The following is a 20737-nucleotide window of genomic DNA, read 5'->3' as shown; positions in this document are numbered from 1 at the left end:
GGATCGCCGGAAACAGGCCTTCCGGGTCGGCGCCCGACAGCGTGAACTCGTCGGTGTGGCAGATGCCGGTTGCCTTGATCTCGACCAGCACCTCGCCATCACGCGGACCTTCGAGGTCGACCTCCATGATCTCCAGCGGCTTTCCGGCGGCAACGGCGACAGCGGCGCGCGTTTTCATCAGGCAATCCTCCCATGACGACCCATAGAGTTTCTCATTCCGCCATTGCTGCGGATGAGACCGCAACACGCTCATTCATCGCCGTATCCTCGAAAAGGCATAGGACTAAAGCAGACACGTAAGTCCACTTGCACGGCTTTGATAAATCTTGTGGCGTCCGCTAAGCTCATTGTGGGCACCTTGAATTCGCGCTGGTCCGGGAACAATCGGACTTTAGTGCAAGAATGGGCAGTTTTATCGATGACGAGCGCGGTGCCAGGCACTCTCGCGGCCTTTTTGTGCTTTTTTTTCCAGACCGCCAACGTTACAGGCGTGATGGCCCAGGAAGTGACGGGCAAGCAACCGGTCGCAGCCGACAGGCCGGAAAGAAAGATAACCGAAATCAGAATAGGTTATTTGCGGGCCTACGCGCCGCAACTGGCGCTTTCCCTGCTGGACCTGCCGCCACGCGACGAAGGTGTCGCCGGCGCCAATGTGGCGATCGGCGATAACAACACGACAGGAAAGTTCCTCAGCCAGAAATTCAGCCTCGACATAGCCGAGGTCAAGCCGGACGGCGACGCGGTTCAGGCGTTCAACGATCTGATTGCCAAAGGTGACCGCTATGTTGTCGCTGACCTCTCGGCCAGGCAATTGCTGTCGATCGCCGACATCGCCCGCGACAAGGGCGTTCTGGTCTTCAATGTCGGTGCCACAGACGACAGCCTGCGCGAGGAAGACTGCCGCATAAACATTTTCCATGTGGCGCCGACACGAAGCATGCTGGCTGACGCGCTGGCGCAGTATCTCGTGATAAAGAAATGGCCGAATTGGGTGCTGCTCTATGGTTCGCATGAGCGGGATCATCTCTATGCGGCCGCGTTGCGCCGCGCGGCGGCTCGCTTCGGCGGTCAGATCGTCGCCGAGAAGGAGTTCAAAGACACTGGCACGGCGCGCCGCACCGACACCGGCGCCACGCAGATACAGCAGCAGATTTCCGTGTTCACGCAGGATCTGCCGGAGCATGACGTGGTGCTTGTCGCCGATGAGAGCGAGGTGTTCGGAACCTATGTGCCCTACCGCACCTGGACACCGCGGCTGGTCGCTGGCACGGCCGGTCTTGTCGCATCGTCCTGGCATCCCGCGAGCGAGCAATGGGGTGGCATTCAAATGCAAAGCCGTTTCCTGAAGACGACCGGCCGGCGAATGCTGTCCAAGGATATGTCGGCCTGGACGGCGGTGCGGGCGGTGGGCGAAGCCAGCACACGGACCAATGGCGACGATCCGAAGAAGATCAGCGACTACATCCGCTCGGACGATTTCTCGGTCGCCGCCTTCAAAGGACAGAAGCTGACCTTCCGCAAGTGGAACCATCAGCTTCGCCAGCCAATCCTGCTCGGCGACACCAAATCCGTGGTCTCGACATCGCCACAGGAGGGTTATCTTCACCAAATCTCCGAGCTCGATACGCTCGGCGTCGATCAGCCGGAAACGAGATGCGTCCTTAAGTAGAACCAATCGGGAGGAATTTTCGTGCAGAGACGAGCTTGCGCACTCGCCATTCTCGGCTTCATGGCCAATCCGGCGTGGGCTTACACCGTTTATGTCTCCAACGAGAAAGACAATACGATAACGGTCGTCGACACGGCGACGATGCAAGTGGTGAAGACCGTCGAAGTCGGCCAGAGGCCGCGCGGTATCACCATCTCGCATGACGGCAAGTTCATCTATTTGTGCGCCAGCGATGACGATACGATCGAAATCATCGATACCGCGACGCTGCAGATCGTTGGCACGCTGCCATCAGGCCCCGATCCCGAACTGTTCGTGCTTTCGCCCGACGGCAAGACGCTCTACGTCGCCAACGAGGACGACAATCTCGTCACCGCGATCAACGTCGAGAGCAAGCAGGTCATGACCGAGATTCCCGTTGGGGTGGAGCCTGAAGGCATGGCCGTCAGTCCCGATGGCAAAACCATGGTCAACACCTCCGAAACCACCAGCATGGCGCATTTCATCGACACCGACAGCCATGAGGTGACCGACAACGTCCTGGTCGACACGCGTCCGCGCTTTGCGCAATTCAAGCCCGACGGATCACAGATCTGGGTCAGTGCCGAAATCGGCGGTACCGTCAGCGTCATCGACAGTCTCAAACGCGAGGTGGTGAAGAAGATCCAGTTCGCGATTGCGGGACTGCGGCCCGAAACCATCCAGCCGGTCGGCATCGCAATCAGCGCGGACGGCAAGAAAGCCTATGTCGCGCTCGGCCCAGCGAACCACGTCGCCGTCATCAACACCGAAACCTACGAGGTGGAAAAATACATCCTGGTCGGCCAGCGCGTCTGGCATCTCGACTTCACCCCCGATCAGAAGACGCTGATCACCACCAACGGCAATTCCAACGACATCACCTTCATCGACACGGCGACGGACGAGCCGGTTCAATCGGTTACGGTGGGCCAGCAGCCTTGGGGCGTGGCCATATCGCCCCACTAGACCGCAGCAATGATCAGGGAGGCCGACGTGATGAATATTTGCCGCGGGGATGTTGCAAGTGCACTAGATGACCAGCGCGCCCCGAAGGAGCCAGCGGCATGCAGCATGTGAGGACAAGCGGAGCTGGAGAGGAGGTGGCAGCGCTCGATGTTGCCGGCATCAGCCATTCCTATGGTCCGAAGCGAGCGCTCCAGGACGTCTCGTTCTCGATCGCGCCGGGAACTTTCACCGTTCTGCTCGGCCTCAATGGGGCCGGCAAGACAACTTTGTTCTCACTGATCAGCCATCTTTACGGCACCCGCCGCGGATCGATCCGCATCTTCGGCCATGACGTCAGCCGCGCTTCGGGCGAAGCGCTCAGGCGTGTCGGCATCGTATTCCAGGCACGCACGCTCGACCTCGACCTCAGCGTCCACCAGAACCTCTCCTACCACGCCTCGCTGCATGGCATTGGCGGACACCAAGCCCGGCAGCGCATTGCCGCGCTGCTCGATACAGTCAACATGCAGGGCCGTCAGCATGACAAGGCACGCAGTCTTTCCGGCGGCCAAATGCGGCGCATCGAGATCGCGCGGGCGCTGCTCCACCGCCCTTCCCTGCTGCTGCTCGACGAGGCGACGGTCGGTCTCGACATCCAGTCGCGTGCGGGCATTTTGGCCACCATCCGCAAACTCGTCGAAACCGAGGGCATCGGTGTGCTGTGGGCGACGCATCTGATCGATGAGGTCGAAGACGGCGACCACGTCGTCGTGCTGCGGCAGGGCGACCTGGTTGCCAAGGGTAAGGTGGCCGATGTCGTTGCGACGAGCGGTGCCAGTTCGATCCGCGACGCCTTTTCCAGGCTCAACCGCATCGAAACAAGCGGCATCGCGGAGATGTCGCCATGAGCGCTCCCGCAATGCCCGCAAAAGTCGCCGCCCTCACGCCGGTGAAGTTCGAACAGTTTGGGCTCCACCACTACCTCGTTTGCCTCAAAGGGATCGTCGTGCGGGAGTGCCTGCGCTTCCTGCATCAGCGCGAGCGCTTTATATCCTCGCTGGTTCGGCCGCTCGTCTGGCTGTTCATTTTTGCCGCCGGATTCCGGCAGGTGCTCGGCGTATCGATCATCCCGCCCTACAAGACCTACGTGCTCTACGAGGTCTACATCACGCCGGGCCTGTGCGGTATGATTCTGCTGTTTTCGGGCATGCAGTCTTCGCTGTCGATGGTCTATGATCGCGAAATGGGCAACATGCGCACCCTGCTGGTCAGCCCCTTCCCGCGTTGGTTTTTACTGATCTCGAAGATGCTCGCCGGTGTCGCCGTGTCGATCGCGCAGGTCTACGCGTTCCTGATCGTTGCCTGGTTCTGGGGCGTCAAGGCGCCGCCGCTTGGCTATCTCACCGTGCTGCCGGCGCTGTTCCTGTCAGGCATGATGCTGTGCGCGCTCGGCATGCTTCTGTCCTCAATGATCAAGCAGCTCGAAAACTTCGCTGGCATCATGAACTTCGTCATCTTTCCCGGCTATTTCGCTTCTCCGGCACTCTATCCCTTGTGGCGTATCCAGGAGGCTAGCCCCCTGCTCTACAAAATCTGCCTCGCCAATCCATTTACTTACGCCGTCGAACTGATCCGCTTCGCCTTCTACGGCCAGGTTGACTGGCTGTCGCTGGGCGTCGTTGCCGGCTGCACGCTGCTGTTCCTTGCCGCCGCCATCATCGCCTACGACCCTTCGCGCGGCCTGATGACCCGCAAACAGGACACGGGAGGAAATGCCTGATGGCGCGAATGATCCATGTTCGCGGTCTGGCTCTGGTCGCCATGCTCGCGCCGGGCGTCAACGCCATGGCAGCCAACCCCGATCCAGACTGGCCCTGCATGCAGCGCAAGGTGCCGCAACTCTCGCTCGGCCAGATCTGGAGCGGACCGGACCTTCCTTCAGCCGCGAAGGACTGGTCGAAGGACCCCACCATCTCCGCCCTGATCGAGGAAGTGGCAGCTCGCCGGATGCCGATTGCGGAAGCTCAAAAGAAGATCAGGGATTTCGCGGCCTCCTTGCCGGCCGAGCAACTTGCACCCAAAATGGCGATGATGGTGCAAGGCATGTTCGACCACCTGGACGCCGAGCGCTCGCAGGTGATCTCCGGCATTTCCCGCTACGCCCACAAGCAGCTCGAAATGGCCGCCGCGTTGCGCAAGGAAGCGTCCGATGTCGATGCATTGCGGGCAAAGCCGGATGCAGATCCCGAAGAGATCGATCGGCGAACCGAACAGCTGAAATTCGCAACGCGAATTTTCAATGAACGCGTCCAATCACTGACCTACGTCTGTGAAGTGCCGACGATAATCGAGCAGCGGCTTTATCAATTGTCCAAGGCCGTCTCGGAAACGCTCGCCGCGAAGAAATAGAACCTCATTCGATCTTCGCGGCGGATATCACGATCCCCGGCCGGGCAGCACGCGCCAGCGCTGAACGAAATAACCGGGATGCGTCTCGATCCACTGGGCTACCAGCGATTGCGCCTGCATGAAGGCGGTCCCGGGATTCATCGCCAGGCCATCCACCATCTGTTCGCGTTGTTCACAGGTCTGCGGCACATCCGTCAGGCAGACCATCATAACGAGCGTGTAGAGCATTACCCCTTGTCCCCTTCGATTCCCGAACCCCATGCCCGGGAGTTTCCGTGATACCGACCAGTCTGCAGGGATCGCACATACGGATCACTTACGGGTGTGAAAGGAACGTGGCCCCCGCTCTTTCGCGCCGCAATATAACATGACGCTAATCTAACGCCAACGACCGCAGGGCTCGGTCGCGGACGCGCGCGCATCGAAGATGCGCGTCCGGCTGTGCCAGTGCCAAAAAATGTGAACTCCTGGAACGCGCTCTCGCATGGGCTCGACCGAAACAGGAATATCATTGTTGTCGACCTCAGACCGGCAGTCCGTTCTGCTTTCGCAGGCTCTTGTCGAAAGCGGATGCGGGGACGAAACGGCGCAGGAAACTGACCTGGCGCGCCATTTTTCCAGCCGCATAGCGCCTCTTCGGAGCGGGATCGGTCGCAGCCACCAAAACGGTCCTGGCCACCATTTCCGGCGCATCGCCTTTTTCCATCGCTTTCCGTACAACTGCATTCATGCCAGCGCGCGCAGAGTCATAGATGTCAAGCAACTGATCCGGCCTGGCAAGATTTTCTTCAAATGAGGTGCGGGTATAGGCGGGCTCCACCAACACGACGCGAATTCCGAAAGTACGCAGTTCGTGGTCGAGCGATTCGGAGTAGCCCTCAACGGCATGCTTGGTCGACGAATAGAGCGCGAAATAGGGAGCTGGAATGAACCCCTGCACCGAGCTCAAATTGACGATTCTGCCCTTGCCTTGGCGGCGCATTGTCGGCAACACCGCTTTGGTTACTCGCATAACGCCAAAGACGTTCACGTCAAACAACGACTTGGCCTGGGCCATCGAGGACTCCTCCGCGCCACCAAGCAGGCCAACGCCGGCATTATTGACAAGCAGGTCGATGCGCCCGGTCTCGGCCAGCACGTCCTGGACAAGTTTCGCCACGGACGTGTCATCGGTCACGTCACAGGCCAGCATGGTAACGCCATCGGATCGGTCGACGACCGCGCGACGGCTGGTTCCGAACACGCGAAAGCCCGCGTTCTGCAGGGCTTTGGCCGTTGTGTGCCCGATACCGCTGGATGCCCCCGTCACCAGGGCGACGCCTAGATTGGTCTTGTTCATGGAGGTCACTTCTTTCTTCGTTTTGGATTGGCGTGAGAGAAGCACGACAGGTCGGAGCGAAAGGCGTCAATCATGAGCGCCTCCGGTACTCGCGCCGGCCAGATGATCCGTCCAGCGCCGGAACAGCGCGCTGGCATTAACGCCTCCGAAGCCGAAGCCATTGGAGATTGCATAGCCCATCGCCATCGGCCGAGCCCGGTTTTCGACGAAGTCGATCCCGTCGCCGGCCGGATCGGGAGCGCTCAGATTGAGGGTCGGCGGTGCCATCTGATCCCTGAGCGCCAGGATTGCGAAGATTGCTCCGAGCCCGCCGGCGGCTCCGAGCAGGTGTCCGGTCGCCGATTTCGTTGCACTGACAGCTATCGCGAAATCGCGCCCGAACACGCTCTTGATCGCTTCGATCTCACCCAGGTCGCCCACCGGCGTGGAGGTCGCATGGGCATTGAGATGACGAACCTCGCGGGGCGAAATCCCTGCTTGGGCGATTGCGATCTCCATGGCCCGGCGCGCACCGTCGCCGTCCTCGGGACCGGAGGTGACGTGATGAGCATCCGCCGTCGTGCCGTAGCCGACAAGCTCGGCCAGCGGTCTTGCGCCGCGCGCCAGCGCGTGGCTCAATTCCTCGATGACCAGCATGCCGGCTCCTTCGCCCATGACGAAGCCGTCCCGCGACTTGTCGAACGGTCGGGAGGCCTCATCAGGACGGTGATTAAAGGACGTCGAAAGCGAGCGTGCCGCCGCAAACCCACCGAGGCTGACAAGATTCATGCATGCTTCCGTCCCGCCGCACACGGCAATATCGGCCTCGTTGGCGCGGATTAGGCGAGCCGCATCGCCGATCGCCTGAATGCCGGCCGCGCACGCCGTTACGGGTGCACCGAGCGGACCTTTGAAGCCATAGCGGATCGAGACGTGGCCTGCCGCGAGGTTCACCAGGAAGGACGGCACCGTAAAAGGTGATAGACGGCGGACGCCGCGCCGGTCGACCGTGCGCACCGCCTCGGTTATGGCCGGGAACCCGCCGACGCCCGAGGCGATGATCGTGGCCGTGCGCAAGCGATCCGCTTCCGAGACGGGGGCCCATCTTGCTTGGGCGAGCGCCTCTTGTGCCGCGGCCAGCGCAAAGAGAATGAACCGGTCTCCCTTGCGCTGATCCTTCGGCGGAAGGATGGCTTCCGGATCGAAACCAGCGTCCGGATCTTCTTCTGTGGAGGGCACCACCCCGCCGACCTTCGCCGGCAGGTCGCACACCACATCATCCGCAAGCCTCCGGATGCCCGAGCGGCCGGCCAGGAGACGCGACCAGGACGTTTCAACATCGGCAGCAAGGGGCGTAACCGCTCCCATGCCCGTAACAACAATCCGTCGCATCTATTTTCCTGTCAGTTTGGGCGCGCCGCAGGCGCCGCGACGCCGTTCAAGTGCCGGCTGATTCACGAACTTGATTGGCCGCCGCATCCAGAAAGGCCTGCGCGAGGTCAGGATCGTTGATGACGCGCGATAACATCAGCGCACCGACCATCGTCGAGAGAATTGCCATGGCCCTGCCGTCGAACTCCCCGTCACTGGTCTCAGCAATGAAACGGCCGAGGATCTCGAGATGCTCCTTGATCCCGGCTTCGAACGGCGCTTTCACGTCCTTGCCCTGTCTGGCGGCATCCGAGCCGAGCGCCACGATCGGGCAGCCGTCCATCTTTTCTCCGCGATGGTCCATACTGAGGTAGAACGCGATCACCGCGCCAAGCGGATCATCAGGGTTTGCCGCAGTCGCGGCCGACCATCGACGGGTGGCGCTCTCCATCGCCCGCCTGGACGCCTGCGCCGCCAGGTCGTCCTTGGATGCGAACTGCTTGTAAAACGCGCCTTGGGTCAGTCCGGCACCCTTCATCAGATCCTTAAGGCCGATACCATCAAAGCCGCGCTCCCGAAAAAGGCGGCTTGCCACGTTGATTACGCTTTCTCGGTTTTCCGCTGCCTGAGTACGACTTACGCGCATTGTTGACCTCTTTTTTAGATTGCGTTCGTAATCTATAGCCTATATAGAGTTCGAACGCAATCTAAAAAGGAGATACGAAATGATCCGCAAAACCTTGAGCGCATCGCTCCTGGCCGCGCTGTTTCTTGCGGCCCCGGCTTTTGCCGGGGAGGCCACCATCGGACGCCCGATCGAGGGCGGCAGCCTGCACGAGGGACACCTTGACATGGTGGTCTACTACGTCCCGGTCGACGGCGACCTCCTGGAGGTCACCGCCACCTTCGCGCTGAAGACCGGGGGCGATCCGCTGCGCGTCGTCATGGGCCTCGCCGACGACGACTCCGTGGCATTTTCCATGCCGGGCCACCAGGACTCGCTCTACGCGTTCTCAAGGTCCGGAGATGAGGTGACGGTCTCGACCGAGACTGACATGCATCTGCGAGCCGACGCGACAATACGCTGAGCCGAAGTTCAGACCGCAGCCGGCGTGCTGCTGGCCGTGGGCTCTCGCGTCCGCTCGGCTCGCCACACGGTGCCTCGATCACGCCATCGAATAAGTTTGGGGAGAGGTCAAATGCTATACAGTTATTTTGTCGAGAAATCGATCCGAGAGAGCTTCGACCACGTCAACAACCATCGCTGGGATGAGGCGGTGAAGGCACTCGCGCTGCATGTCCATCACCGCGTTTCCGGCGCCCACGCGCTTGGTGGTGAGCGCCACGACAAAGAAGCCATGCGCCGCTGGTTTGAGCGCCTCGGCCGCGTCCTGCCCAATCTCCATCTCACGGTCAACCACATCTGGGTGAAGGGCTGGCCGTGGCATACCACCGTGTTTGCCCATTGGGACGGTACCGCAACGCTGCTCAATGGCGACGCGTCGTACGTCAACCGTGGTCTCCACGTGTTCACCCTGCGGTGGGGCAGAGTCTATGCACTTGAGGAATTTTACGATTCACAAGCAGCGGCCCGCGGTCTTGCCGCCCAAGCGGCAGCTGGCCTCGAAGAAGCTGTCGCCGAACCAATTGTAGGCTAGCAGACGCTCAGTCAGAGCCCACCCGTTCCGTACGCGGGGGCGCTACCGCGTGGGCCAGCGCTTGGAGGGCGGTCGCCTCGGCTCCGCAAATGCGTGCCACCAGCGATGCCTCCCTATCCTCGGCTCGTGGACGTCGGTCTGGAGATCACAGCCGATCAGCCGCTGATACACACCATCGTTTATCTGAAGCGTTTATCTGAAGCGTTTGCCTGGACCGCGCGCCCTAACTCGCGCGACCTCTACTGTTCAGTTCCTCGTGCGGATAGAGCTTGCCGAACAGTGGCAGGTACATCGCGCCCTTGCGCATCAGAAAATCGTGGAAGGTCGCCATCGCCGGCGAGATCGCGTGATCGCTGCGCATCACCGAAAACCATTGCCGGCGGATCGGCATGCCGACGACGTCGAGGATGACCAGCCGGCCGGCTTCGGTTTCGGCAGCGATGGTGTGGGCAGAGATGAACGCGATGCCGAGCCCGGCCATCACCGCCTGCTTGATGGTCTCGTTCGAGCCCATCTCGACGCCCAGATCGTCGATGCGGCCAGGCACGTCGCTCAAAAATATTTCCAGCGAGATGCGCGTTCCGGAGCCGGGCTCGCGAATGAGGAAATGCTCCTCGGCGATCCGCTCCTTGGAAATGTCGCGTGCCGACGCCAGCGGGTGGTCGGGCGGTGCGATGATGACCAGCGGGTGATCGCCGAAGACCGAGGCACGCACCGGGACTTCCTTCGCCGGGCGTCCCATCAGCGCGATATCGATGTCGTGGTTCTTCAGATTATCGATCGTCTCGGCGCGGTTGCCGATGGCAAGGCGCATGTCGATATCGGGATGTTCCTTCATGAAGGCGGCCATCAGCCGCGGTGCGAAATATTTGGCCGTGGAAACGACGCCGAGCCGCAAGCTGCCGGCGCGCACGCCCTTGATCGCATCCATCTTGTCTTCGAGCAGACGAAGCCGCTCCTCGATGGCCTGTGCCGTCTCGACGAAGGCCAGACCTGCGGCAGTGGGACGCATGCCGTCCGACGTCCGGTCGAACAAGGCCAGCTGGAACTCTTCCTCAACTTGCCGCAACTGAATCGTCACCGCTGGAGGAGACAGGCCTAACACTTTGGCCGCGCTGACGATTTTTCCGTGGCTAATGATTGCCTGAACGGTCTTGAACTGCTTGAGCGTGAGGTTTCTCATATGGCATACTAAAATTTTTTTACTGCCTGAGTAAAGTTATTGAATTTTACTTATCCAGCGTCGTTTGTTCTCCTTTCCCAATCCGGCCGACCCGAGGAGAGGCGGCTGGATCGGGAGGTTACGATGCCAGCGGCAACGCTCGACGCTTTTCTGAACTCCTATCTTGGCGAGCCGGACGAACTGCGCTCCGCCGTCGTAGCGACCATCCGTCAGCTGACGCAGGCGGCCACCACGATCCGCAACACCATCAATCAAGGGGTGCTCGGCACGGCCTTTGCCGGAACCCGCGGCGCCAATGCTGACGGCGACATCCAGAAGGATCTCGATGTCTTCGCCGATGATATCTTTCTCGACGCCATGCGCCACGCTCCGGTCGCGCTCTACGCTTCCGAGGAACTGGAGCAGCCGGTGCTGCTCGACAGGCAAGCGCCTCTTGCCATCGCCATCGACCCGCTCGACGGCTCATCCAACATCGACACCAACGTGTCGATCGGAACGGTCTTCTCGCTCCTCCCTGCAATTGGCGCGCCGGATGGGAATCCGGCCGCCTCGTTTTTGCAGGCAGGCGTGAACCAGCTGGGTGCCGGTTTCTTCATCTACGGCCCGCAGCTGGCGCTGGTTCTGTCGCTCGGCAGCGGCACCCATGTCTTCGTTCTCTCGACCAGGCTCGGCACCTTCGTCCAGGCCTATGAGAGCCGGGTCATCCCCCAGCGTACCCAGGAGTTCGCCATCAACGCCGCCAACTACCGGCATTGGGACGAGGCGGTGCGGCTCTACATCGACGACTGCCTCGAAGGTACCGAAGGCCCACGTGAGAAGGACTTCAACATGCGCTGGATCGCCTCCCTGGTTGCGGACTGCTACCGCATATTGATGCGCGGCGGCGTATTCCTGTATCCGGGCGATAAGCGCAAGACTTACCGCCAGGGGCGACTGCGCCTCGTCTATGAGGCAAACCCGATCGCCTATCTCGTCGAACAGGCGGGCGGTGCCGCCACCGATACGATCACCCGCATCCTCGAAATCGAACCAGAGAACCTTCACCAGCGCGTGCCCATGGTTTTCGGATCGGCGCGGGAAGTCGCGCGCATCACCCGCTACCACACCGAGCCGAGCGCCATCGGCGAGCGCGCGCCGCTGTTCAGCCGCCGCGGCCTTTTCAGGGCCTGAATACCATGTCGGCAAAGCACCCCATCATTACCATCACCGGGTCGTCGGGCGCAGGCACTACCTCTGTCAAGCGCATCTTCGAGCTGATCTTCCGGCGCGAGAACATCGGGGCCGCCTTCATCGAAGGCGATGCTTTCCATCGCTACGACCGCGCCACGATGAAGGCGAAAGTGGCCGAGGAGGAAAAGGCGGGCAATCCGAACTTCACCCACTTCCACTCCGAGGCCAATGAACTGGCAATCCTCGAAAAGGTATTCGAGGAATATGGCCGCCGGGGAACCGGAAAGACCCGCACATACATCCATGACGAGGATGAGGAGAAGCAGTACGGCACGCCGCCGGGACATTTCACCGAATGGCGCGAATTTCCCCCGAGCGACCTGCTCTTCTACGAGGGCCTGCATGGCTGCGTCGTCACCGACAAGATCAACCTGGCCAGGCACGCGGATCTCAAGATCGGCGTGGTGCCGGTCATAAATCTCGAATGGATCCAGAAGATCCATCGCGACCGCGCAACGCGCGGCTATTCCACCGAGGCAGTGATGGACGTAATCCTGCGTCGCATGCCGGACTATGTCCGCTACATCGTCCCGCAGTTTTCGCAGACCGCCATCAACTTCCAGCGCGTGCCGATCGTCGACACGTCCAATCCATTCATCGCGCGCTGGATTCCGACGCCCGACGAATCGATGCTGGTTATCCGCTTCGCCAATCCCCGCGGCATCGATTTCCCCTACCTGCTTTCGATGATCCACGACTCGTTCATGTCGCGGCCGAATTCCATAGTGGTGCCCGGCAACAAGCTCGACCTTGCCATGCAGCTGATCCTGACGCCGCTCATCCTGCAATTGATCGAACGCAAGAACCGTGTGTCGTGAGGAGGACGCCATGAACAGCCAGGCAGCAGCACTGAAGCCCGTCGCCGCCGTCTCGGAGCGCGACATGGCCAACGCCATTCGCGCACTGGCGATGGACAGCGTCCAAAAGGCCAATTCCGGTCATCCGGGCATGCCGATGGGCATGGCCGATGTCGCAACGGTGCTGTTCAGCCGCTTCATCAATATCGATCCGTCGGCCCCCAACTGGCCCGATCGCGACCGCTTCGTGCTGTCGGCCGGGCACGGCTCGATGCTGCAGTATGCGCTGCATTACCTGCTAGGCTTTGAAGACATGCCTATCGAAGAATTGCAGCGGTTTCGCCAGCTGGGCAGCCGCACCGCCGGACATCCGGAATATGGCCATGCGCTTGGCATCGAGACGACGACCGGCCCGCTTGGACAAGGCATTTCGACCGCTGTCGGCATGGCGCTGGCGGAGCGCATGCTTGCGGCCCGCCACGGCGCCGATCTCGTCGACCATTTCACCTACGCGATCGCCGGCGACGGCTGCCTGCAGGAAGGCATCAGCCACGAGGCGATCGATCTTGCCGGTCACCTGAAGCTCTCCCGGCTGATCGTCTTTTGGGACGACAATGCGATCTCGATCGACGGGCCCACTTCCCTGTCGACATCGATGGACCAGCCGGCGCGGTTCAAAGCCGCTGGATGGCATGTCCAGTCGGTGAACGGCCACGACCCCGAAACCGTTGCGGCGGCAATCGAAGCGGCGCAGCAATCGGACCAGCCGTCTCTGATCGCCTGCCGCACGGTGATCGGCAAGGGAGCGCCCAATCTGGGCGGTTCGGAAAAGACGCATGGCGCGCCGCTGGGCGATGCGGAGATCGCCGCGACGCGCGAAAACATCGGCTGGACCTTCGCGCCGTTCGAGGTGCCGGACGATATCCTTTTCGCCTGGCGCGAGATTGCCGGCCGCGGTCAAGCGGCACGCCGCGCCTGGGAGCAGCGGCTTGCCGCCTCACCACGGCGGCAGGCCTTCGAGAGCGCGGTCGCCGGCGCCCTGCCCGACGCGGTCTTCGAAGCACTCGGCGCTTTCCGCAAGGAGCATGTCGGAAAGGCGACCAAGGTTGCAACGCGAAAAGCCTCGGAAATGGCACTCGCTGCGATCAATGGCGCAACCGAACTGACCGTCGGCGGCTCCGCCGATCTGACGCATTCGAACCTGACGATCACCAAGGGTATGAACCGCATCGCGCCGGGCGACTACGCCGGCCGCTACATCCACTATGGAATCCGCGAGCACGGCATGGCGGCAGCCATGAACGGCATCGCACTGCATGGCGGCTTCGTGCCTTATGGCGGCACGTTCCTGTGCTTCGCCGACTACGCGCGCGGCGCGATGCGGCTCTCGGCGCTCATGGGCCAGCGCGTCATCTATGTGATGACGCATGATTCCATTGGTCTCGGCGAGGACGGCCCGACCCACCAGCCGGTCGAGCACCTGGCGATGCTGCGGGCGACGCCAAACCTCAACGTCTTCCGTCCGGCCGACATCATCGAAACGGCGGAGTGCTGGGAACTGGCGCTGAGAAGCGAGAAGCGGCCAAGCGTGCTGGTGCTCTCGCGCCAGAACCTGCCGATGCTGCGCCAAGCACCTAGCGGCGAGCCACACAGCGACGAGAACCGGTCGAGCCGGGGCGCCTACATCCTGCGCGAGCCAGCCGGGCACCGCGCGGTGACGCTGATCGCCACCGGCTCGGAGGTCGAAATCGCGGTTGCCGCCGCCCTACGGCTGGAGACCGAGCACGGCGTCGCCGCCGCGGTTGTCTCGATGCCGTGCTGGGAGCTTTTCGAGGAGCAGGACGCCGGCACCCGCAAGGCCGTCCTCGGCTCGGCGCCCCGCATTGCCATCGAAGCCGCAGCACGGCTCGGCTGGGACCGCTGGATCGGCGACACCGGCGCTTTCGTCGGCATGGCCGGTTTCGGCGCCAGCGCCCCTGCCCCGGATCTCTACCGGCATTTCGACATCACGCCCGAAGCCGTCGCGGCAGCGGCGCTGAAGCTCATTATCTAGGAGGACGACCATGGCCCGCATCACCCTTCGCCAGCTTCTCGACCATGCCGCCGAGCACGGCTACGGAGTGCCGGCATTCAACATCAACAACATGGAACAGGGCCTCGCCATCATGGAGGCCGCCAGGGCATGCGATGCGCCGGTTATCATCCAGGCCTCACGCGGCGCCCGTTCCTATGCCAATGACATCATGCTGGCCAAGATGATGGAGGCGTTGACCGAAATCCATCCGGCCGTTCCGCTATGCATCCATCAGGATCACGGCAACAACGAGGCCACCTGCCTGTCCGCGATCCGCCACGGCTTCACCTCGGTGATGATGGACGGGTCATTGATGGCGGACGCCAAGACGCCGGCGAGCTACGATTACAACGTCGCCATCACCGAACGTGTCGCACGCATGGCGCATTGGGTCGGCGCTTCAGTCGAAGGCGAGCTTGGCGTGCTCGGCTCGCTGGAAACCGGCCAGGGCGAGGCCGAGGACGGGCACGGCGCTGAAGGTGCGCTTTCCCACGACCAGCTTTTGACCGATCCCGACCAGGCGGTCGACTTCGTGACCGCCACCCGGGTCGACGCGCTGGCGATCGCCTGCGGTACCTCACACGGTGCCTATAAATTCAGCCGCAAGCCTGACGGCGGCATCCTGGCCATGCAGGTGATCGAGGCGATCCACGAAAAGCTGCCCAACACGCATCTGGTCATGCACGGGTCTTCCTCCGTGCCGCAGGAACTGCAGGACATCATCAACAACTATGGCGGCGAGATGCCCCAGACCTTTGGCGTCCCGGTCGAGGAAATCGAGCGCGGCATCCGCTACGGCGTGCGCAAGGTCAACATCGACACCGATTGCCGAATGGCCATGGCCGGGCAGTTCCGCCGCGTTGCGACGGAGGACCCGCGCGAATTCGATCCGCGTAAATTCCTGAAACCCGCCATGGACGCCCTGCGCGACCTGTGCCGCGATCGCTTCGAACGCTTCGGCACCGCAGGCCACGCGTCGAAGATCAGGGTGATCGCCATGGATGAGATGGCGAAACGTTACGCCGCAGGAAAGCTCGACCCCCAAATCGCAACCGCGAAAGCCGCCTGAGCGGCAAACAGGAGACCTGCCATGAACAAGATCGACATGCCCTCAGCAGGCACGCTCAAGGAAGGCAAGGAACGCTACAGGTCGGGCGTCATCCCCTACAAGAAGATGGGCTACTGGGAGCCGGACTACCGGCCCAAGGAGACCGACCTGATCGCCATGTTTCGGATCACGCCGCAGCCCGGCGTCGACCACGAGGAGGCAGCCGCCGCCATCGCCGGTGAATCCTCTACCGCGACATGGACCGTGGTGTGGACCGACAGGCTGACCGCCTGCGAGCTCTACCGCGCCAAGGCATTCAAATCCGAGCCGGTGCCGAACACAGGTCCAGGCACCAGGATCGAGCAGCAGTACTTCGCCTATATCGCCTACGACCTCGACCTGTTCGAGCCCGGCTCCATCGCCAACCTGACTGCATCGATCATCGGCAACGTGTTCGGCTTCAAGGCCGTCAAGGCCTTGCGGCTCGAGGACATGCGCATCCCGGTGGCATACCTCAAGACCTTCCAGGGCCCGGCGACCGGCATCGTGGTGGAACGCGAGCGGCTCGACAAGTTCGGCCGGCCGCTGCTCGGCGCGACGACGAAGCCGAAGCTTGGCCTGTCCGGCCGCAACTACGGCCGCGTCGTCTACGAGGCGCTGAAGGGTGGCCTCGATTTCGTCAAGGACGACGAGAACATCAACTCACAGCCCTTCATGCATTGGCGCGACCGTTTCCTCTACTGCATGGAGGCAGTGAACAAGGCGTCGGCCGCCACCGGCGAAGTCAAGGGCCATTATCTCAACGTCACCGCCGGCACGATGGAGGACATGTACGAGCGCGCCGAATTTGCAAAACAGCTTGGCTCCTGCATCGTCATGATCGACCTCGTCATTGGTTACACGGCGATCCAGTCGATGGCCAAGTGGGCACGCCGCAACGACATGATCCTGCATCTGCATCGGGCCGGCAACTCGACCTATTCGCGCCAGAAGAACCACGGCATGAATTTTCGCGTCATCTGCAAATGGATGCGGATGGCCGGCGTCGATCACATCCATGCCGGCACGGTGGTCGGCAAGCTGGAAGGCGACCCGCTTATGATCAAGGGGTTTTATGACTCGCTGCGCGAGGAGCGCACGCCGCAGAACCTCGAAACCGGGCTGTTCTTCGATCAGGACTGGGCCTCGCTCAACAAGGTGATGCCCGTCGCCTCCGGTGGCATCCATGCCGGCCAGATGCACCAGTTGATCCATTATCTCGGCGAGGACGTCATCCTGCAGTTCGGCGGCGGCACGATCGGCCATCCGGACGGCATCCAGGCCGGCGCGACGGCCAATCGCGTCGCGTTGGAGGCGATGATCCTCGCCCGCAACGAGGGCCGCGACTATCTGCGCGAAGGGACCAAAATCCTCGAACAGGCGGCCAGATGGTGCACGCCGCTCAAGGCGGCCCTGGAGACGTGGAAGGACGTCACCTTCAACTACGAATCGACCGACACGGCCGACTTTGTGCCAACCGCAACGCCGAGCTTCTAGACGAAAGGAACCGTCGCCATGATGACCAATCCCGGAAACAAGGTCACGCAGGGACAGTTTTCGTTCCTGCCCGAGCTAACCGATGAGCAGATTTCGGCGCAGATCAAATACGCACTGAAAAACCACTGGGCGGTCAGCGTCGAGTACACGGACGATCCACATCCGCGAAACACCTATTGGGAAATGTACGGCAACCCGATGTTCGACCTGAGGGACCCGGCGGGCATCCTGCTTGAAGTCAACAATTGCCGGAAAGCCATGCCCAAAATGTATGTCCGGGTCACCGCCTTCGATTCGACCAAGGGCTGGGAAGCACCGCGCATGTCATTCATCGTCAACCGGCCACCCAATGAACCCGGGTTCCGGCTGCTGCGCCAAGAGCGTGACGGCCGCAGTCAGGGCTATTCGATCGTGCCTTATGCGACCGACAGGCCCGAAGGCGAACGGAGCTAGGCGAACCATGCTGGACGCGATAGCAAAGAGCGCTGCCGCGCAGGGCGAATCGGTTGACCTACAGGCCGAGTTCGAGGCGTCCAACATCGACGAGGTGATGGACAAGCTCGACCGCGAACTCGTCGGCCTGAAGCCCATCAAGAACCGCATCCGCGAGATCGCTGCGCTGCTCCTGGTCGACCGGCTTCGCCGCAAGTTCGGGCTGATCTCTGGCGCACCAACGCTGCACATGAACTTTACGGGAAATCCCGGTACCGGAAAGACCACCGTGGCGCTCAGAATGGCCGAAATCCTGCATCGTCTTGGCTATGTCCGCGAAGGGCACATGGTCGCGGTGACGCGCGACGATCTCGTCGGCCAGTATGTGGGCCACACCGCGCCCAAAACCCGCGAAGTGATCAAGCGCGCCATGGGCGGGGTGCTTTTCATCGACGAGGCCTACTATCTCTACAAGCCCGAGAACGAACGCGACTACGGCCAGGAATCGATCGAAATCCTGCTGCAATGCATGGAAAACAACCGTGACGATCTGGTTGTGATTCTTGCCGGCTACAAGGACAAGATGGACCGCTTCTTCGACAGCAATCCCGGCATGCGCTCGCGCATCGCCCATCACCTCGATTTTCCGGACTACGGCGTCAGCGAACTCAAATCAATCGCCGAGATCATGCTGGCGGAACAGAATTACCGTCTCAGCGAAGCGGCGGCCAAGGCGCTCGAAGAGTATCTCCCGATCCGCATGCGGCTGCCGCATTTCTCCAACGCCCGCTCCGTTCGCAATAGCCTCGACCGGGCGCGGCTTCGCCAGGCCAGCCGGCTTTTCGCATCGCGCGACCGGGCGTTGACGAAAATCGATCTTATCACCATCGAGGAATCCGATATTCGCGGCAGCCGCGTGTTCGCGGAAGGTAAGCTCGAAGGCGAACCGGAGACGAAGGCGCGCTGACAAGATGACGGCGGTTGGTGTGCAGCGACCGGAAACGGACGACAGAATGGGAGCCGACGACCATGGATAGCAAGACAATCATCGCGCCCTCGGTGCTTTCCGCGGACTTCTCGCGGCTCGGCGACGAGGTCGAAGCGGTCGTCCGGGCGGGTGCCGATTGGATCCATCTCGATGTGATGGATGGCCATTTCGTGCCCAACATCACCTTCGGTCCGCCGGTGGTCAAGGCGATCCGTAATCGAACGGACAAGGTCTTCGATTGCCACCTGATGATCGCGCCGGCCGACGCCTATCTCGGCGCCTTCGCCGATGCCGGCTGCGACATCATTACGGTGCATGCCGAGGCCGGACCGCATCTCGACCGTTCGCTGCAGGCAATCAGAAATCTCGGCAAGAAGGCCGGCGTGTCGCTGAACCCGTCAACGCCGGAAAGCGTCATCGAATATGTACTTGACCGGCTCGATCTGGTGCTTCTGATGACGGTCAATCCGGGCTTCGGCGGCCAGGCCTTCATTGCGGCGGTCGTCGACAAGGTCAGGCGGGTCAAGGCCCTGGTCGGCCATCGTCCGATCGACATAGAGATCGACGGCGGCGTCACGCCCGAAACCGCTCCGCTGGTCACCGCGGCCGGTGCCAATGTGCTGGTCGCCGGCTCGGCCATCTTTAAGGGCGGCACCGAGGCGGCCTATCGCGCCAATATCGGCACCATCAGGCAGGCGGCCGACGGGGCGATCCGGAAAGCGGCGTAAACCGTTTCATCGGAGGGCAAACATTTCATCGGAGGAAATCTTGGCGGCAATCCCACCTGTCTGCGATTTCGGCTGGCGAGCCATTGACGCCGTTTTGCCCGGCGTCGACGGCACATCGCATTCGATCTTAAGCCACGCCGGCCCGAACGGGCTGGTGGTGGCCTTCATCTGCAACCACTGCCCCTATGTGAAGGCGGTGATTTCACGGATGGTGCGCGACGCCAATGACCTCAAGGCCGAAGGCATCGGCTTTGTCGCGATCAACTCCAACGATAGCGACGCCTATCCAGATGATTCCTTCGACAATATGAAGCTCTTTGCCAGGACGAACGGCTTCACTTTCCCCTATCTCCATGACGAGCACCAGACGGTGGCGCGTGCCTACGGAGCCGTTTGCACCCCGGATTTCTTCGGGCTCAACAGCGAGTTGACGCTGCAATATCGCGGCCGGCTGGACGCGTCGCGACGCGACGCCGAATTGCTCGGGCTGAGGCGCGACCTGTTCGAGGCGATGAAGCAGGTTGCCCGAACCGGCGACGGACCGCTTGACCAGATCGCTTCGATCGGCTGTTCGATCAAGTGGAAGGATGCTGCATGAACGTCGGCGCAGGCAGGCCGTTTCGCTCGCCCAAGGCGATCCTGTTCGATCTCGACGGCACACTGGTCGATTCGGCGCCTGATATAGCGGCCGCCGTCAACGAATTGCTGGCCGGACGCGATCTGCCGCCGCTGCGGCTGGATCAGGTCAAGGCCATGATCGGCGGCGGCATCAGGAAACTGGTCGAACGAGCCTTCGCGGCTTCCGGCACGCCGCTCCTCGGCATCGCGCTCGATGAGGCCAACCGGGTCATGGCGCCGATCTATCGCAGGCATCTGACCGGCCGCACGAGGCTGATGCCTGGCGTCAGGGAGGTTCTCACGCACTTGCATTTGAGCGGAATAGCCATGGCCGTGGTGACCAACAAGCCGCAACTGGCGGCTCGCGAAATCCTGCTGCATTTTCGGCTGACGGAATATCTCGGCGCGATCGTCGGCGGAGACGCGGTGACATACTTGAAACCGGCGCCAGACGCGCTATTGCTGGCGCTCGACCTGCTTCAGGTCGAACCTCGTGACACGCTGATGGTCGGAGACAGCAGCGCCGACGTGGCCGCCGCCCGCGCCGCCGGCATGGCAGTCATTCTGCTGCGTGGCGGATACAGCCAAATTCCCGTTGAAGAGCTTGGCGCCGACCTCGTTTGCGACAGCCTGTTCGATCTGCCGTCCGCGATGCAGAGGCTGCAAGACGCTGCGTGACCCCAAGCGCAGCCCAGCCAACGCCGGCCGAGCG

The 20737-nt window shown here is 61.9% G+C and carries 22 protein-coding genes and 1 pseudogene; 17 read left to right on the top strand and 6 right to left on the bottom strand.

Going from position 1 to position 20737, the window contains the following annotated elements; genetic code table 11:
• Positions 1–178 (bottom strand): annotated as a pseudogene (locus NKI54_RS22760) (alcohol dehydrogenase catalytic domain-containing protein); the annotation flags it as partial.
• A 240-nt stretch (positions 179–418) separates the two neighbouring features.
• On the opposite strand from NKI54_RS22760, the gene NKI54_RS22755 reads away from it, so the two are divergent.
• The 5 genes from NKI54_RS22755 to NKI54_RS22735 all read left to right on the top strand — a co-directional run bounded on the left by NKI54_RS22755 (position 419) and on the right by NKI54_RS22735 (position 5044).
• On the top strand, positions 419–1669 hold the full coding sequence (locus NKI54_RS22755) for a lanthanide ABC transporter ABC transporter substrate-binding protein PedA1 (protein ID WP_352692476.1): 1251 nt from the start codon (positions 419–421) through the stop codon (positions 1667–1669).
• Between the two features lie 21 nt (positions 1670–1690).
• Positions 1691–2656, top strand: a complete 966-nt coding sequence (locus NKI54_RS22750) for a YVTN family beta-propeller repeat protein (RefSeq protein ID WP_352541893.1) — start codon at positions 1691–1693, stop codon at positions 2654–2656.
• Between the two features lie 98 nt (positions 2657–2754).
• Positions 2755–3543 carry a lanthanide ABC transporter ATP-binding protein PedB/LutE gene (locus tag NKI54_RS22745; protein ID WP_031212311.1) on the top strand — a complete coding sequence of 263 codons (789 nt, stop codon included), beginning with the start codon at positions 2755–2757 and terminating at the stop codon, positions 3541–3543.
• A gap of 11 nt (positions 3544–3554) precedes the next feature.
• Positions 3555–4415 (top strand): lanthanide ABC transporter permease protein PedC, encoded by an 861-nt coding sequence (locus tag NKI54_RS22740; RefSeq protein ID WP_352458846.1) that lies wholly within the window; start codon positions 3555–3557, stop codon positions 4413–4415.
• Positions 4415–5044 (top strand): hypothetical protein, encoded by a 630-nt coding sequence (locus NKI54_RS22735; protein ID WP_352458842.1) that lies wholly within the window; start codon positions 4415–4417, stop codon positions 5042–5044. Before NKI54_RS22740 ends, NKI54_RS22735 begins: the two co-directional genes overlap by 1 nt.
• Before the next feature lie 27 nt (positions 5045–5071).
• On the opposite strand, the gene NKI54_RS22730 is transcribed toward NKI54_RS22735, so the two are convergent.
• From NKI54_RS22730 to NKI54_RS22715, 4 genes are all read right to left on the bottom strand, one after another.
• Positions 5072–5272 carry a hypothetical protein gene (locus NKI54_RS22730; RefSeq protein ID WP_023678847.1) on the bottom strand — a complete coding sequence of 67 codons (201 nt, stop codon included), beginning with the start codon at positions 5270–5272 and terminating at the stop codon, positions 5072–5074.
• A 295-nt stretch (positions 5273–5567) separates the two neighbouring features.
• On the bottom strand, positions 5568–6383 hold the full coding sequence (locus NKI54_RS22725; RefSeq protein ID WP_352692475.1) for an oxidoreductase: 816 nt from the start codon (positions 6381–6383) through the stop codon (positions 5568–5570).
• A 66-nt stretch (positions 6384–6449) separates the two neighbouring features.
• Positions 6450–7754, bottom strand: coding sequence for a beta-ketoacyl-ACP synthase II (gene fabF, locus NKI54_RS22720; protein WP_352692474.1), 1305 nt, complete (start codon positions 7752–7754; stop codon positions 6450–6452).
• 46 nt (positions 7755–7800) lie between these two features.
• Positions 7801–8379: a TetR/AcrR family transcriptional regulator gene (locus NKI54_RS22715; RefSeq protein ID WP_352692473.1), complete on the bottom strand. Its 579-nt coding sequence runs from the start codon at positions 8377–8379 to the stop codon at positions 7801–7803.
• A 79-nt stretch (positions 8380–8458) separates the two neighbouring features.
• Here NKI54_RS22715 and NKI54_RS22710 point away from each other — a divergent pair, with 79 nt between their 5' ends.
• Together NKI54_RS22710 and NKI54_RS22705 are read left to right on the top strand one after the other, a co-directional pair.
• A complete protein-coding gene (locus NKI54_RS22710) occupies positions 8459–8821 on the top strand; it encodes a hypothetical protein (RefSeq protein ID WP_352692472.1) in 363 nt (120 codons plus the stop codon).
• Positions 8822–8932: 111 nt separating this feature from the next.
• Complete coding sequence (locus NKI54_RS22705) at positions 8933–9391, top strand: nuclear transport factor 2 family protein (protein ID WP_352692471.1); 459 nt, start codon at positions 8933–8935, stop codon at positions 9389–9391.
• A gap of 223 nt (positions 9392–9614) precedes the next feature.
• Here the strand turns inward: NKI54_RS22705 and NKI54_RS22700 are convergent, their stop codons facing one another.
• A complete protein-coding gene (locus tag NKI54_RS22700; RefSeq protein WP_352692470.1) occupies positions 9615–10574 on the bottom strand; it encodes a LysR family transcriptional regulator in 960 nt (319 codons plus the stop codon).
• Positions 10575–10697: 123 nt separating this feature from the next.
• On the opposite strand from NKI54_RS22700, the gene NKI54_RS22695 reads away from it, so the two are divergent.
• The 10 genes from NKI54_RS22695 (at position 10698) to gph (ending at position 20703) form a co-directional block, all read left to right on the top strand.
• Complete coding sequence (locus NKI54_RS22695) at positions 10698–11744, top strand: class 1 fructose-bisphosphatase (protein ID WP_352692469.1); 1047 nt, start codon at positions 10698–10700, stop codon at positions 11742–11744.
• A gap of 5 nt (positions 11745–11749) precedes the next feature.
• Complete coding sequence (locus tag NKI54_RS22690; RefSeq protein ID WP_352692468.1) at positions 11750–12622, top strand: phosphoribulokinase; 873 nt, start codon at positions 11750–11752, stop codon at positions 12620–12622.
• A gap of 10 nt (positions 12623–12632) precedes the next feature.
• Positions 12633–14654, top strand: coding sequence for a transketolase (gene tkt, locus NKI54_RS22685; RefSeq protein WP_352692467.1), 2022 nt, complete (start codon positions 12633–12635; stop codon positions 14652–14654).
• Between the two features lie 10 nt (positions 14655–14664).
• On the top strand, positions 14665–15744 hold the full coding sequence (gene fba / locus NKI54_RS22680; RefSeq protein ID WP_352455612.1) for a class II fructose-bisphosphate aldolase: 1080 nt from the start codon (positions 14665–14667) through the stop codon (positions 15742–15744).
• Positions 15745–15765: 21 nt separating this feature from the next.
• Positions 15766–17259 carry a ribulose-bisphosphate carboxylase large subunit gene (locus NKI54_RS22675; RefSeq protein WP_502898241.1) on the top strand — a complete coding sequence of 498 codons (1494 nt, stop codon included), beginning with the start codon at positions 15766–15768 and terminating at the stop codon, positions 17257–17259.
• Between the two features lie 18 nt (positions 17260–17277).
• Entirely contained in the window at positions 17278–17712 is a 435-nt protein-coding gene (locus NKI54_RS22670) for a ribulose bisphosphate carboxylase small subunit (protein ID WP_352692466.1), read from the top strand.
• A gap of 7 nt (positions 17713–17719) precedes the next feature.
• Positions 17720–18658, top strand: coding sequence for a CbbX protein (gene cbbX, locus NKI54_RS22665; protein ID WP_023678834.1), 939 nt, complete (start codon positions 17720–17722; stop codon positions 18656–18658).
• Positions 18659–18720: 62 nt separating this feature from the next.
• The gene (gene rpe / locus NKI54_RS22660; RefSeq protein ID WP_352692465.1) at positions 18721–19407 is read left to right on the top strand and encodes a ribulose-phosphate 3-epimerase; all 687 of its coding nucleotides are present in this window, start codon (positions 18721–18723) and stop codon (positions 19405–19407) included.
• A gap of 40 nt (positions 19408–19447) precedes the next feature.
• Positions 19448–20005: a thioredoxin family protein gene (locus NKI54_RS22655; RefSeq protein ID WP_023678832.1), complete on the top strand. Its 558-nt coding sequence runs from the start codon at positions 19448–19450 to the stop codon at positions 20003–20005.
• A complete protein-coding gene (gene gph / locus NKI54_RS22650) occupies positions 20002–20703 on the top strand; it encodes a phosphoglycolate phosphatase (protein ID WP_352692464.1) in 702 nt (233 codons plus the stop codon). The genes NKI54_RS22655 and gph overlap by 4 nt, the downstream gene beginning before the upstream one ends.
• Positions 20704–20737: the final 34 nt, after the last annotated feature.

The sequence above is a fragment of the Mesorhizobium sp. M0663 genome, from assembly GCF_040320585.1.
Lineage (GTDB): Bacteria > Pseudomonadota > Alphaproteobacteria > Rhizobiales > Rhizobiaceae > Mesorhizobium.
This window is presented reverse-complemented; position numbering and strand designations above follow the sequence as displayed.

What these genes read in the sequence shown, in the direction of transcription:
- NKI54_RS22725 (WP_352692475.1), bottom strand. Translation starts at nt 6,383, where the DNA reads ATGAACAAGACCAATCTAGGCGTCGCCCTGGTGACGGGGGCATCCAGC.
- tkt (WP_352692467.1), top strand. Translation starts at nt 12,633, where the DNA reads ATGAACAGCCAGGCAGCAGCACTGAAGCCCGTCGCCGCCGTCTCGGAG.
- rpe (WP_352692465.1), top strand. Translation starts at nt 18,721, where the DNA reads ATGGATAGCAAGACAATCATCGCGCCCTCGGTGCTTTCCGCGGACTTC.
- NKI54_RS22700 (WP_352692470.1), bottom strand. Translation starts at nt 10,574, where the DNA reads ATGAGAAACCTCACGCTCAAGCAGTTCAAGACCGTTCAGGCAATCATT.
- NKI54_RS22745 (WP_031212311.1), top strand. Translation starts at nt 2,755, where the DNA reads ATGCAGCATGTGAGGACAAGCGGAGCTGGAGAGGAGGTGGCAGCGCTC.
- NKI54_RS22675 (WP_502898241.1), top strand. Translation starts at nt 15,766, where the DNA reads ATGAACAAGATCGACATGCCCTCAGCAGGCACGCTCAAGGAAGGCAAG.
- NKI54_RS22755 (WP_352692476.1), top strand. Translation starts at nt 419, where the DNA reads ATGACGAGCGCGGTGCCAGGCACTCTCGCGGCCTTTTTGTGCTTTTTT.
- fba (WP_352455612.1), top strand. Translation starts at nt 14,665, where the DNA reads ATGGCCCGCATCACCCTTCGCCAGCTTCTCGACCATGCCGCCGAGCAC.
- NKI54_RS22735 (WP_352458842.1), top strand. Translation starts at nt 4,415, where the DNA reads ATGGCGCGAATGATCCATGTTCGCGGTCTGGCTCTGGTCGCCATGCTC.
- fabF (WP_352692474.1), bottom strand. Translation starts at nt 7,754, where the DNA reads ATGCGACGGATTGTTGTTACGGGCATGGGAGCGGTTACGCCCCTTGCT.
- NKI54_RS22690 (WP_352692468.1), top strand. Translation starts at nt 11,750, where the DNA reads ATGTCGGCAAAGCACCCCATCATTACCATCACCGGGTCGTCGGGCGCA.
- NKI54_RS22730 (WP_023678847.1), bottom strand. Translation starts at nt 5,272, where the DNA reads ATGCTCTACACGCTCGTTATGATGGTCTGCCTGACGGATGTGCCGCAG.
- NKI54_RS22715 (WP_352692473.1), bottom strand. Translation starts at nt 8,379, where the DNA reads ATGCGCGTAAGTCGTACTCAGGCAGCGGAAAACCGAGAAAGCGTAATC.
- cbbX (WP_023678834.1), top strand. Translation starts at nt 17,720, where the DNA reads ATGCTGGACGCGATAGCAAAGAGCGCTGCCGCGCAGGGCGAATCGGTT.
- NKI54_RS22670 (WP_352692466.1), top strand. Translation starts at nt 17,278, where the DNA reads ATGATGACCAATCCCGGAAACAAGGTCACGCAGGGACAGTTTTCGTTC.
- NKI54_RS22710 (WP_352692472.1), top strand. Translation starts at nt 8,459, where the DNA reads ATGATCCGCAAAACCTTGAGCGCATCGCTCCTGGCCGCGCTGTTTCTT.
- NKI54_RS22705 (WP_352692471.1), top strand. Translation starts at nt 8,933, where the DNA reads ATGCTATACAGTTATTTTGTCGAGAAATCGATCCGAGAGAGCTTCGAC.
- NKI54_RS22695 (WP_352692469.1), top strand. Translation starts at nt 10,698, where the DNA reads ATGCCAGCGGCAACGCTCGACGCTTTTCTGAACTCCTATCTTGGCGAG.
- NKI54_RS22740 (WP_352458846.1), top strand. Translation starts at nt 3,555, where the DNA reads ATGCCCGCAAAAGTCGCCGCCCTCACGCCGGTGAAGTTCGAACAGTTT.
- gph (WP_352692464.1), top strand. Translation starts at nt 20,002, where the DNA reads ATGAACGTCGGCGCAGGCAGGCCGTTTCGCTCGCCCAAGGCGATCCTG.